This window comes from Agromyces sp. NPDC056523 (genome assembly GCF_042794545.1).
Classification (GTDB): Bacteria; Actinomycetota; Actinomycetes; order Actinomycetales; family Microbacteriaceae; genus Agromyces.
Genome location: NZ_JBHTTM010000001.1, coordinates 503,516 through 514,599 on the forward strand (window position 1 = coordinate 503,516; position 11,084 = coordinate 514,599).

At 71.3% G+C, this 11,084-nt stretch carries 13 protein-coding genes; 8 read left to right on the forward strand and 5 right to left on the reverse strand.

All coding sequences use genetic code 11. From position 1 onward, the window contains the following. Positions 1-20 precede the first annotated feature (20 nt). Both ACFQ58_RS02420 and ACFQ58_RS02425 read left to right on the forward strand, forming a co-directional pair. On the forward strand, positions 21-1,214 hold the full coding sequence (locus ACFQ58_RS02420) for a sensor histidine kinase (protein ID WP_376949165.1): 1,194 nt from the start codon (positions 21-23) through the stop codon (positions 1,212-1,214). After that, a complete protein-coding gene (locus tag ACFQ58_RS02425) occupies positions 1,211-1,855 on the forward strand; it encodes a response regulator (protein ID WP_376949167.1) in 645 nt (214 codons plus the stop codon). The genes ACFQ58_RS02420 and ACFQ58_RS02425 overlap by 4 nt, the downstream gene beginning before the upstream one ends. Here the strand turns inward: ACFQ58_RS02425 and ACFQ58_RS02430 are convergent. Next, the gene (locus ACFQ58_RS02430; protein ID WP_376949169.1) at positions 1,852-2,250 is read right to left on the reverse strand and encodes a PPOX class F420-dependent oxidoreductase; all 399 of its coding nucleotides are present in this window, start codon (positions 2,248-2,250) and stop codon (positions 1,852-1,854) included. The two genes, ACFQ58_RS02425 and ACFQ58_RS02430, sit on opposite strands and share 4 nt — an antisense overlap. A 58-nt stretch (positions 2,251-2,308) precedes the next feature. Beyond that, positions 2,309-3,013 (reverse strand): DUF998 domain-containing protein, encoded by a 705-nt coding sequence (locus ACFQ58_RS02435; RefSeq protein WP_376949171.1) that lies wholly within the window; start codon positions 3,011-3,013, stop codon positions 2,309-2,311. A gap of 183 nt (positions 3,014-3,196) precedes the next feature. Between ACFQ58_RS02435 and ACFQ58_RS02440 the strand changes: the two genes are divergently transcribed. The 4 genes from ACFQ58_RS02440 to ACFQ58_RS02455 all read left to right on the forward strand — a co-directional run bounded on the left by ACFQ58_RS02440 (position 3,197) and on the right by ACFQ58_RS02455 (position 7,019). Further along, a complete protein-coding gene (locus tag ACFQ58_RS02440) occupies positions 3,197-3,550 on the forward strand; it encodes a YciI family protein (protein WP_376949173.1) in 354 nt (117 codons plus the stop codon). Between the two features lie 38 nt (positions 3,551-3,588). After that, positions 3,589-4,881, forward strand: coding sequence for an RNA polymerase sigma factor (locus tag ACFQ58_RS02445; protein ID WP_376949175.1), 1,293 nt, complete (start codon positions 3,589-3,591; stop codon positions 4,879-4,881). 132 nt (positions 4,882-5,013) lie between these two features. Next, on the forward strand, positions 5,014-6,222 hold the full coding sequence (locus ACFQ58_RS02450) for a globin domain-containing protein (RefSeq protein WP_376949177.1): 1,209 nt from the start codon (positions 5,014-5,016) through the stop codon (positions 6,220-6,222). Next, positions 6,219-7,019: a DivIVA domain-containing protein gene (locus tag ACFQ58_RS02455; RefSeq protein WP_376949178.1), complete on the forward strand. Its 801-nt coding sequence runs from the start codon at positions 6,219-6,221 to the stop codon at positions 7,017-7,019. The genes ACFQ58_RS02450 and ACFQ58_RS02455 overlap by 4 nt, the downstream gene beginning before the upstream one ends. A 66-nt stretch (positions 7,020-7,085) precedes the next feature. On the opposite strand, the gene ACFQ58_RS02460 is transcribed toward ACFQ58_RS02455, so the two are convergent. Then, on the reverse strand, positions 7,086-8,309 hold the full coding sequence (locus tag ACFQ58_RS02460) for a globin domain-containing protein (RefSeq protein ID WP_376949180.1): 1,224 nt from the start codon (positions 8,307-8,309) through the stop codon (positions 7,086-7,088). 174 nt (positions 8,310-8,483) lie between these two features. On the opposite strand from ACFQ58_RS02460, the gene ACFQ58_RS02465 reads away from it, so the two are divergent. Beyond that, positions 8,484-9,095, forward strand: a complete 612-nt coding sequence (locus tag ACFQ58_RS02465) for a helix-turn-helix domain-containing protein (protein WP_376949182.1) — start codon at positions 8,484-8,486, stop codon at positions 9,093-9,095. 57 nt (positions 9,096-9,152) lie between these two features. Here ACFQ58_RS02465 and ACFQ58_RS02470 read toward each other — a convergent pair whose 3' ends face one another. After that, positions 9,153-9,752, reverse strand: coding sequence for a hypothetical protein (locus ACFQ58_RS02470; RefSeq protein WP_376949184.1), 600 nt, complete (start codon positions 9,750-9,752; stop codon positions 9,153-9,155). A 164-nt stretch (positions 9,753-9,916) separates the two neighbouring features. Next, the gene (locus tag ACFQ58_RS02475) at positions 9,917-10,459 is read right to left on the reverse strand and encodes an alpha/beta fold hydrolase (RefSeq protein ID WP_376949186.1); all 543 of its coding nucleotides are present in this window, start codon (positions 10,457-10,459) and stop codon (positions 9,917-9,919) included. Positions 10,460-10,504: 45 nt separating this feature from the next. Here ACFQ58_RS02475 and ACFQ58_RS02480 point away from each other — a divergent pair, with 45 nt between their 5' ends. Further along, on the forward strand, positions 10,505-11,059 hold the full coding sequence (locus ACFQ58_RS02480) for a TetR/AcrR family transcriptional regulator (RefSeq protein ID WP_376949188.1): 555 nt from the start codon (positions 10,505-10,507) through the stop codon (positions 11,057-11,059). Positions 11,060-11,084 lie beyond the last annotated feature (25 nt).

Here is an 11,084-nt window from a genome sequence, read left to right on the forward strand (position 1 = left end):
TCTGCCTAGGCTGGCCGATCATGTCCGTCTCCGACCGCACCGGCGTCCGCGGCATCCTGGCCCCGGTGGCCCGTCTCGACCGCTGGCTGTACGTCGTGTTCCTCGTGGTGCTCGCGACCTGCGTGCTGCGGTACCTCGAGCGGCACGGGCTCGGACCCGACGGTGTCCTCGTCCTGGTGGGCGCGGGCCTGCTCGCGGTCGCGTACTCGCTCCGCCCGCTGCTGCCCGCCCGCGCCTGGTGGCCGGCCCTGTGGGTGGTCACCGTCGTCGTCCTGTGGGCGCTGCTCACCCTCGCCGCGCCGTCGTTCGCGTGGTGCGCCGCACCACTGGCCTTCGCGGTGCTGCAGGTGCTCCCGTTCCGAGCCGCAGTGTGGGTCGTCGTGCTGATGACGGCGGTCGTCACCGCCGCCGAGTTGCGCCTGGCCGACGGATTCGACCCGACCGTCGTCGTGGGTCCGATCGGCATCGCCGTCGTGGCCGTCGTGGTCTACCGTGCACTCCAGCGCGAGTCGTCTGCGCGGCAACGCCTGCTCGACGAGCTCACCGATGCCCAGGCCGACCTGCTCTCGGCCCAGCATCGAGCGGGTGCGCTCGCCGAGCGGAATCGACTCTCGCGGGAGATCCACGACTCGATCGGGCAGCGCCTCGCCAGCATCACCCTGTTGCTCGCGGCGACCGAGCAGGATTGGGAAAGGCGACCCGGTCTCGCCCACGACCACGTGCGCGTCGCTGCCACGACGGCTCGGGACGGCCTCGACGAGGTGCGCCGGGTGGTGCACGACCTGCCGCCCGTGGAGCTCGCCGACGACACCGCCGACGCGCTGCCGCTCGCCCTGCGGCAGCTCGTCGACGAGATCCGCCCACCGCTCGAGGCGCGGCTGCACGTGCACGGGGAACCCGCCCCGGTGCCGGCGGATGTCGCGGGCGCGCTGCTCCGCTCGGCTCGCGGCGCACTGGCGAACGTCATCGAGCACTCCGGTGCCCGCCACGTGGCGGTGAGCCTCACGTTCCAGCCCGACGAGGTGCGCCTCGACGTGCGCGACGATGGGTCGGGGTTCGAGCCCGACGAACTTCGCACGCCGGCCGATCGCGGTCGTGGGATCGCCGGCATCCGCGACCGCGCCGAGGGACTCGGCGGTCGAGCCTCGGTGGAGAGCGCGCCCGGCGAGGGCACGACCGTCTCGATCGCATTGCCGACGGATGTGCCCCGATGACGATCCGTGTCGTCCTGGTCGATGATCACCCGGTCGTCCGCGCGGGGCTGAGCGCGCTGATCGACGGCACCGACGACCTCGCGGTCGTGGGGGAGGCGAGCGACCTCGCGAGCGCCCGCTCCGTCGTGGTGCAGGAGCGTCCGGATGTCGTGCTCATGGACCTGAACCTCGGCCGTGGCGCAGGCGGTGCCGACGTGACGGCCGAACTGCGCGCGCTGGACCATCCGCCGAGGGTCCTGGTGCTCACCACCTACGACACCGAGGCCGACATCTTGCGCGCCCTCGATGCCGGTGCGAGCGGGTACCTGCTGAAGGATGCCCCGGCCGAGGAGTTGTTCGCCGGGATCCGCGCCACCGCTCGCGGCGAGACGGTGCTCGCGCCATCCGTCGCGGCGACGCTCGTACGACGCACGGCCTCATCGGAACCGGCGATCACCGAGCGCGAGGTCGAGGTGCTGGAGCTTCTCGCGAGCGGACTCGGCAACAAGGAGATGGCCCGCGAACTGCTCGTCTCGGAGGCGACGGTCAAGTCGCATCTCTCGCACATCTACACGAAGCTCGGCGTCGACACCCGCGCCGGGGCGGTCGCGGCGGCGATCGAACGCCGGATCATCCGGCGCACCTGGCTCGAGCGAGGCTAGTTGCCCGCCACCTTGTCGACCGACATCACGAGCACGACGCGATCGGTCTTGTCGGCCGGCGCCGCGGTCTCGGGGTCGCCGTAGCGGCGGCCGAGGCGCACGTAGAACTCGCCCTCCGGGTCGGCGACGGTGTCGACGAGCCGGCCGCGCACCTCGACGTACTTGAACGGCGTCTCGGGGTGCAGCGCGGAGAGGGTCATCGTCGGGTTCTGCTGCAGGTTGCGGTACTTCGCGCGCTTGGTGGTGTGGGTGAAGCGGATCACCTGCTCGTCGGCGTCGTACTCGAACCACATGGGGTTGAGCTGGACCTCGTCGTTCGGTCGAACGGTGGCGAGGTGCCCGTAGACGGGGGCGGCGAGGATGCTGGCGAGGTGTTCGGGGATCTCGACGGTCATGCCTCCAGTCAACCAGCCCGTCGGCCCCCGACCTCGCGCGCACGTCATCGAGCGGGCGTCAGGCCGTCGCGGCCGCGGGCGCTCGAAGCAACGAGACGGCGTACCCCGTGATCCACGCGAACCCGAGCGCGACGCCCACGAACAGCCGCACGCTCATGCCGGGCCCGAACGGCAGGCAGAGCAGCAGGCACGCCACCCCGATCACGCGCGACCAGGCCGCCGCCGCGCGATGGCCCTCCCACGCGAGCCGTCGCGCGATCACCCACGTCACGGCGACGAGTGCGAGGAATGCGAGCGGTGCGGCGAACGCGTGCACGGCACCGTGGAACGTCCATTCCGTCGGGTAGCCGTCGGGCGTGCCGATCGGGAACCCGAGCGCCGGGTCGGCGGTGAAGGCGCCGCCGAGCACGAGGCCGAGACCGTAGAGCGCGAACAGCACCGGCGCCCAGACTCGGCCGGGACCGCCGCCGAGGCTCCGCCGCGTGCCGACGGCGAAGGCGAGCATGAGCACGCCCGCGACGATGAAGTTCGCGATCTGGATCCAGCCGAGGTCGCCGAGCGAGAGCAGGCTGAGCGGATGCCGCGCCAGGTCGAACCCTTCGCGCGTCAGCACCTGTACGAGGCCCACGGCGACGAAGAGCGGCCCCGCGACGACGCCCGCCGTGACGAGGAAGCGAGTCATCGGATCGCCGGCGTGCGCCGGGCGGCGGCTCGCGGTGCCCGGCGCGACTCGGGTGGTCGCGGTGTCGGTACGGATGTCCATGGTGCGTTCCTTCCGGTCCGGACCCGGTCGGTCGATCGGGTCGTTCACCATGGCGTCGCGGTGGGGCATCCGTTCTCGACATCGATCTGGAACATTCTTCGGGCGCATGTCGAGAACGCTGTCGAGCCGCCGACGCTATCGTGAGGGCGAGCCGACGGAGCACGCCTCATCGAGGAGGAACCCATGCGTTACCTGTGCCTGATGAAGTCCAGCGAGTCGAACGGCGAGACGCCGCCAGCCGTGTACGAGGCGATGGGCGAGTACGACCGCTGGGGGCGCGCGAACGGCGTGCTCGTCGACAGCCAGGGGCTGCTGCCGAGCGACGCCGGCGCGATCGTCTCGCTCGTCGACGGGAGCATCAAGGCGGTCGACGGCCCGTTCACCGAGGCGAAGGAGCTCGTCGGCGGCTACGCCGTCATCGAGGTCCGCTCGTACGACGAGGCGCTCGAGCTCGGACGGCGGCTCATGCAGATCCACAAGGACAACTGGCCCGGTTTCGAGGGCAGCGTGGAGATCCGGCAGATCGCCGAGCTCTGACCCTTGCCCCCGCGCGGCGCGCGTGGTCTCATGCTCGCGTGGGCGACGAGACGACGCGCGCTGCGATCGAGGCGGTCTGGCGGCTCGAGTCGACGCGGATCATCGCCGCGCTCGTCCGCATCGTGCGGGACGTCGCGCTCGCCGAGGACGTCGCGCAGGACGCGATCGTCGCCGCGCTCGCGCAGTGGCCGGCCTCCGGCATCCCCGACAACCCGGGAGCGTGGCTCATGACCACGGCGAAGCGGCGCGCCGTCGACGCGTTCCGGCAGCGCGCTCGGCAGGATGAGGCGTCCGCGGCCATCGCACGCGAGCTCTCGGAGGCCGTCGAGGACGACCCGGGCGCGGGAATCGACCATGTCGAGGACGACGTCCTGCGACTCATGTTCATCTGCTGCCATCCGGCGCTCACGCCCGAGGCGCAGTCGACGCTCACGCTGAAGCTCGTGGCCGGCCTGTCGACCCGCGAGATCGCCAGGGCGTTCCTCGCTCCCGAGGCGACGGTCGCCCAGCGGGTCTCGCGGGCCAAGCGCACCCTCGCCGAGGCGGGCGCGGCTATCGAGGAGCCGAGCGCCGCCGGGCGCGCCGAGCGCCTCGAGACCGTGCTCGGCGTCGTCTACCTGCTGTTCAACGAGGGCTACTCGGCCACCGAGGGCGACGACTGGATGCGGCCGGCGCTCTGCGACGAGGCCGTGCGGCTCGGCCGCATCCTCGCGGCGTTCGTGCCCGACGACCCCGAGGTGCACGGGCTCTCGGCGCTCATGGAACTGCAGTCGTCGCGCCTCGCGGCTCGCGCCGGGGCCGACGGCGACCCGATCCTGCTCGATGCGCAGGATCGCCGGCGATGGGATGGCTCGCGCATCCACCGCGGGCTCGACGCGCTCGCCCGGGCCGACGAACTGCTCGCCGCGGAGGGGAACCGGCCGGGCGCGGAGCGGGGCCCGTATGCGCTGCAGGCGGCGATCGCCGCGGAGCATGCCCGCGCGGTATCGGTCGACGACACCGACTGGGACCGCATCGCCGATCTGTACGAGCAGCTCGGTCGCCGGACCGGCTCACCCGTCGCGGAGCTCAATCGCGCGGTCGCGCTCGGCCGGGCGCGCGGACCCGCGGCAGGGATCGCGCTGCTCGACCAGCTCGAGGACGTGCCCGCGCTCCGCGGCTACCACCTGCTGCCGAGCGTTCGCGGGGATCTCTACGAGCGGATGGGACGCCGTGAGGAGGCCGCGGCCGCATTCGAGCGCGCGGCGACCATGACGTCGAACGAACGCGAGCGGGAGCTGCTGCGCCGCCGGGCGGATTCCGCTCGCGGCACCGCTGCTGATGTCGAGTAGTGCTGCGGCCCAGTCGACTCTGCTAAGAAGGATAGATCCCTGCCCTGCCAGTGATTGGATCAGTGTGATGAACACCAACGGTGATAAGCAGCACCACCTCGCGGGAGTCCGACCGGCAGCCGGGTGACGCCTATGGACACCGCCGCGCTGAAGCAGACCTGGGCTCTTGCAGCGAGCCTCGGTGACGAGGTGCCCCTGTTCTTCTACTCGCACCTGTTCCTGTCCCACCCTGAGCTGCGAAGCATGTTCCCCGTGTCGATGGCGACGCAGCGGGATCGGCTCGTGGGGGCGCTCGGTCGAATCGTCTCGAGCGTGGATGAACTCGACGAGGTCACCGACTTCATCCAGCAGCTGGGCCGCGACCACCGCCGATTCGAGGTCATCGCGGCGCACTACAACGCGGTGGGCGCATCGCTGCTCGCCACGCTGAAGCACTTCCTCGGTGAGCGGTGGACGACCGAGGTCGCCAGCGACTGGGCCGAGGCCTACGGCGTGATCGCCACGGTCATGGTGCAGGCTGCTGAAGCCTCCGAGGAGTCCAGCCCGTCGTGGTGGTCGGCCGAGGTGACCTCGGTGGAGCGCCGTGGCCTCGACATCGCGGTCATCCAGGTGCGCCCCGAGCCCGACCTTCCCTTCCTGCCCGGCCAGTCCATCGCGGTGGAGGTGCCGGCGCGGCCGAGGCTGTGGCGCTACCTCAGCCCCGCCAATGCGCCGCGTGCCGACGGGACCATCGAGTTCCACGTCCAGATGGTCCCCGGTGGCCAGGTCAGCAGCACGATCGTCCGCTCCCTCCAGGTCGGCGAGAAGATCCGCCTCGGCGCGCCCGTGGGTCAGGAGCTGACGCTCGACGAGGGCGAGCGCCATCGCGACCTGGTCATGGTCGCCGGCGGCACCGGGCTGGCTCCGCTGCGGGCCCACCTCGAGCGCATCGACCATGAGTGGCAGTCGACGGGGCAGGCTCCTCGGGTCCAGCTGTTCCACGGGGCGCGGCTGCCCTGGAGCCTCTACGAGAATCGCCTGCTGAAGAATCTGACCGGCCGTCCCTGGTTCAGCTACACCCCCGTCGTCTCCGACGACCCGAGCTACCCCGGAGAGAAGGGCTGGGTCGGCGATGTCGCCGCCAACTCGGGCCCGTTGAACGGACGACTCGCCCTGGTGTGCGGGTCGCCCGAGATGGTGCGGCACACGGTGTCCCGTCTTCATTCCGCTGGGATCGCGCCCACCGACGTCCGCTTCGAGCAGTTCGCGACGCTCGACGAGGACAGCCACGACCTGCACCACCACACCCATGACCTGCAGCCGGCCCGGCTGCCGCAGAGCGAACAGGGGGACCACGCATGATGCAGAACGGGACCGACCCCGACGGCATTGCCGCTGCGCCCGGCACCGTCGGAACGGCCGACACCGCTGAGACCTACGGCACGGCGGCCCAGTCCGGCGCCGAGACAGGCGGCGCCGAGTCCTCCGGCACCGGGGCCGAGTCCTCCGGCACCGGGGCCGAGGATGCGCTCGCCTTGGCCGTGAGCCACTTGCCAGACACCCGCTCCGTGGACTTCACCATGAAGGTCAGGGGCGGCGCCTACGACCGACTCGAAGTCGACAACTTCATGGGTGAGCTCTCGCAGGCGATCGCCGAGGTCCGCATGGCCACGGCGCGCGTGCGGGAGGAGTTCGCCACCCTGCGCGCCGGCCGCGCGGAGTCCGGCGGGCCGAGCCCCGAAGCCGAGGACGAGATCACCGCCGGCGCCGTCGGGCTGCTGACGCAGGCCCAGCTGATCGCCGACAAGGCGATCTCCGACGCCGAGCAGTACGCCCGCGACCTGGTGCTGACCGCGCGCAACCAGTACCGCGAGATCCTCGAGCGGGCCGAGACCAGCGCGAGCAAGGCGAGCGCGACGGTCGGCGCCCAGCCCGGTCCGCCGGTTCCAGAGGTCGAGTACGTCCGGACGTACGCCCAGGTCGCCCAGATCCAGCTGCGCTCGGTCCTCGATGCCCTCACCGAGCAGGTCGACCGCCTCGGGAGCCTGCCGCAGCCCGCGCCCGAAGCCGGTGCGGAGTCCGATTCCGACGAGGGGCCGACCGGCGAACCCGATTGGGAGCCCTCGCCCTCGAGGCCGCAGGGCGACCAGTCGTCCTGACACCCCGTCCGACCGGAAAGGCGGTCGAGCACGCGCCGCGTTGCTCGACCGCCTTCCCGGTTCGACTCAGGCGTCGGCGGTGGCAGGGGGGTTGTGCGCCCAGAGATCCGGGCCGAACACCTCGTAGTTGATCCGCTCACCGGGGATGCCGCGCCGGATGAGGGTCTCGCGCATGGCGCGCATGAACGGCAGCGGCCCGCACATGAACACGCTCGCATCGCTCGGCAGCTCGACGGCGGTGAGGTCCATGAACCCCGACAGCGCCGGCTGCAGGGTCGGGGCCTCCGATGCGTCCTGCTCGTACCAGTTCTGGGCCTTCGCATCGCTCATGGCGAGCACCTGGCGTCGGAGCGATTCGTAGAGCGCGTGCGTGTCGTGGGCGCGGTCGGCGTGGAACAGGCGAACCGTGCGCTGCGGCTGTCGGCGCGAGAGGTCCTCGAGGATCGCGGCGATCGGGGTGATGCCGATGCCGGCCGAGACGAGCACGAGCGGCGCCTCGGACTCGTCGAGCACGACGTCACCCGCCGGCTGCGAGACATCGAGGATGGTGCCGGGCTGCGCGTGATCGTGCAGCCAGTTCGACACCTGGCCATCGGGTGCTCCGTCGACGCCGCGCACCCGCTTGATCGTCACCCGGAGCGAGTCGCCGCGCGGACCGGACGAGATCGTGTACTGGCGCGGCTGACGTGAACCGTCGGGGAGGTCGACGGCGATCGCGACGTACTGGCCGGTGTGGTGCGACGGCACGAGGCCGTCGACCGGGACCAGGAGCAGCGAGAAGATGTCCTCGGCCTCCTCGAACCGCTCGACCACACGGTATCGCCGCCACGGCTGCTCGGGGTCGGTGCCGCCGAGCGCGTAGAGCTTCGCCTCTTCGGCGACGAGCGAGACGCCGAACAGCCAGTACACCTCGTCCCAGGCGGCGCGCACCTCGGGCGTGACGGCGTCGCCGAGGACGGTGCCCACGGCGTCGAGCAGGTACTTGCCGACGATCGTGTACTCGCGCGCCTTGATCCCGAGCGACACGTGCTTGTTCGCGATGCGCTGCATGACCGGGGTGAAGTCGGGAGCGTCGGGATCGATCAGGTGCACCGCGAACGCGACGACGGATGCCGCCAGCGCCTTCGGCTGCTCGCCGATCGCCTGGTTCGCCCGGTTGAAGACCCGCAGCAATTCGGGGTGGGCGGCGAACATCGCCGGGTAGAACTCGCGCGTGATCGCCTCGGCGTTCTCCGCGACGACCCCGGCCGTGGCGCGGACGATCGCTTCGGACTCCTGTGAGAGCTGCATCGGTGTTCCTTTCCATTCGCAGACGCGTCCCTTCGAGTCTGGCGGGGCAGGTGCGTGACGCGCCAGTCGGTTGCGCCGGAGAAAATCACGAGGCGCCGGAAATCGGCGGTCCTCGGCCGAACGCCGAGGGGGTGGGTTCAGCCCGCGCCGATCGACGTCGCCTAGGATCGCGACGTGCCTCGTCGTGTCGGAGACTTCCGCGGTCTCACGCAGCCGAGCCGCGCACGACTCCTCCGCGCCATCCAGCGCGAGCCCGGCCGCCGTGCGAGTGAACTGGCGGGCGAATGCGACATTCCGCTGAACACGGCCCGCGATCACCTGCGCGTGCTCGAAGACGAAGGTCTCATCCGCGGAGAGACGCGGCCGGGCGGCGGGCGCGGACGGCCGCCGCTGGTCTTCCATCCGGTGCGAGAAGCTGAGTCGAACGGCGCCGCGAGCGAACGCGTCGCCGGGGCCCGACGGCGCGGAGCGCTGCTGCGCGCAACGACCGGAGCCGTGGACGGCCGACTCGACGACGCATCTGTCGCGCAGATCGACGTGCTCTACGAGCATCTGGAGGACGCAGGCCTCGAGCCGGTCGTCGACGAGGCCGCCCTCACGTTCGAGCTGACGCCGTGCCCCTACCTCGACCTTCTCGACGCCGATCGCGCGCTCGTGTGCTCGATGCACGCCCGGCTCGCCGGTGATGTGCTTCGGCAGGTCGACGGGCCGCTCGCGCTCGGACGACTCGACCCGTTCGTCACCGAGGACCGGTGCCGGCTCGCGCTGGCGCGTGCGGCGCGGTGAGAACGGCTGATCCCACGGCGTCACGCAGCGTCGCTCACGCGACGCACGTACCGGCACTCAGCGGATGACCGGCGCGTCCGCCTCGACGTGAACGGCCGCCGGCTCACGCGGTGCGCCGAGGAAGCGTTCCGTGTCCGACACGGCCGCGGTGAGCAGCGCGACGAGGCGGTCGTCGGGGTTCCCGACGCAGGCCCGGGCGATCCCGTCCACCGCGCCGGCCACGATGGCGCGGCACTGCCGGGGCGTCATACGGCGGGGTCCCGCACCGATCTCGTCGATGAACCGGGTCGCCCATGCGTCGGCCGCGGGGGCAGCGCGGAGCGCTGCCTCGCCGAACTCGCGCAGGTCAACGGCGAGGTCGTCGTCGCGGTCGTCGAGGATCGTGAGCGCGACGTGCAGCCCCACGGCCTGCGAGCGCTGGCGCTCCTCGGCGACGACGGGCAGGGCCGAGCCCGCGGCCCGAGCGGCGAGCACCACGTCGAGCGTCGGGTCGTCGCTCGTGAGACCGACGACGCTCGGGATGAGCGGCGTGAGCCGTGCGCGCCCGGAGTCGCTCGTCAGGTCGTTCACCATCCGTGCGAGGTGCGCGAGGGTGGCGTTCGTGCAGGCGGGATGATCGCTCCAGCGCTCGCCCGCGAGATACGACGCGAACTCCATGAAGCACGCCCCGCGCCGTGGCGACCTGTGCCGGCCCGGGGAGAGGATCGGCACGACATCCGGAGAAGCGATTGCGTGACGCATGGGACCTCCCTCGCTCCTTCCACTGTGCGCCTGCCGCAGCGAGGATTCAACCCCCATGCCGGAGAGAGGCACGCTCGGCTTCAGTCCGTTCGGCGGATCCAGTCGACCGTGAGGTCGGCAACGGCGTCGGGCGCGTCGTCGGGGAGGAGCTTGCCGGCGTCGTCGACGAAGGCGAATTCGACGTGGTCGGCGAAACGTTCCGGGCTCGCGCAGAGGCGACGGACGAGCGGCTCGTCGAACCGGGTGTCGCTGCGACCGAAGGCGAAGAGCGTCGGGATGGTCAGGCGCATCTGCTTGTACACCCCTCGGCTCAGTCGCATCGACTCGGGGATCACCATGCCGCGATAGAGGGGCCGCACCGCCTGGTCGATGTCGCGACGCTGCATGGGGGCGAGATGGGCGTTGATCGTCGCTTGCGGGGTGACCTTCGCGCAGTACTCGTCGGACCACACGCCGCGGAGCGAACTCCCCGGGCGATGCCAGATCAGCTTCGGCATGTGCCGGAACGCCGGGATGAGCCTGGGACTGAACGAGATGAATCCGGGCGGCACCGACAGCTGCACCGCCCGCCGGACCCGGTCGGGCCGGGTGTAGGCGAGCTGCATCCCGGTGATCGCGCCCATGTCACCGCTTACTATGTTTTTAGTAGTCTGGCGAGGAAGGCGACCATGGCCGCGACGAGAGACCGCGCACTCCAAGCCGGAGTCGAACTCCTGGGCACCGAAGGCGTGCGGGCGCTGACCCACGCGCGCATCGACGCGCACGCCGCGCTGCCGCCGGGGTCGACCTCGAACTGGTTCCGCACGCGGCGGGCCCTCCTGGCCGGGGTGGTCGACTGGATGGCCGAGCGCGAGCGCGCGGACTTCGCCCCAGCCGAGGTGGCGGCGCAACCCGGGCCCGACGCACTCATCGAGCAGATCTGCGCGGGGATCGAGCTGCAGACCGGACCCTTCGCTGCGCACACCAGGGCTCGGTACGCGCTGTTCCTCGAGCTCGCGCCCGATCCCGAGCTCGGTGCACCGTTGCGTCGGCAACGCCTCGAGTTCGAGCGATTGAGCGAGCGATTGGTGATCGCGGCCGGTATCGCCGACCCCCGACCCGCCGCTCGCGCGCTCATGGCACTCGGCGACGGACTGGCGCTCCATCGACTCACCGTCGACCCCGACCTCGACGTGCGCCCGGTCATCGAGCGCGCGGTCAGGAGCCTGTTCGCCGAACCGTGACGGCCTCCGGCTCGGACACCACCCG